The organism is Polaribacter sp. 20A6 (genome assembly GCF_011378915.1).
Taxonomy (GTDB): domain Bacteria; phylum Bacteroidota; class Bacteroidia; order Flavobacteriales; family Flavobacteriaceae; genus Polaribacter; species Polaribacter sejongensis.
The window spans coordinates 1-586 of sequence record NZ_WTPZ01000107.1; the positions used below are offsets into that span (position 1 = coordinate 1).

The 586-nt window shown below is 55.5% G+C and carries 1 pseudogene; it reads right to left on the reverse strand.

The annotated features are described in order from the left end of the window. Positions 1-586 (reverse strand): annotated as a pseudogene (locus GQS57_RS18570) (F0F1 ATP synthase subunit beta); the annotation flags it as partial.

Below are 586 nucleotides of genomic sequence, written 5' to 3' on the forward strand. Positions count from 1 at the left end.
TCTGATCCCACAATATTGGGGTCCATGATACGGGAAGTGGAGTCCAGTGGGTCCACAGCGGGGTAGATGCCCAGCTCAGCAATAGCTCGAGACAACACAGTGGTGGCGTCCAAGTGAGCGAAAGTGGTGGCAGGGGCAGGATCAGTCAAGTCATCAGCAGGCACGTAGATGGCCTGCACAGATGTGATCGAACCCTTCTTGGTTGTGGTGATTCTCTCCTGCATGGTACCCATGTCAGTGGCCAGAGTTGGCTGATAACCCACAGCAGAGGGGATACGACCCAGCAGGGCAGACACCTCTGATCCGGCCTGGGTGAAGCGGAAAATGTTGTCAATGAAAAGCAGCACATCCTGCCCCTCCTGATCACGGAAATATTCAGCAACGGTCAGTCCAGTCAGAGCCACGCGGGCACGGGCACCTGGGGGCTCATTCATCTGTCCGTACACCAGAGCCACCTTTGAGGTGGTGTCTTTCAGGTTGATGACACCAGACTCAATCATCTCATGGTAGAGATCGTTTCCCTCACGGGTTCTCTCTCCTACACCGGCGAACACCGAGTAACCACCATGAGCCTTGGCCACGTTGT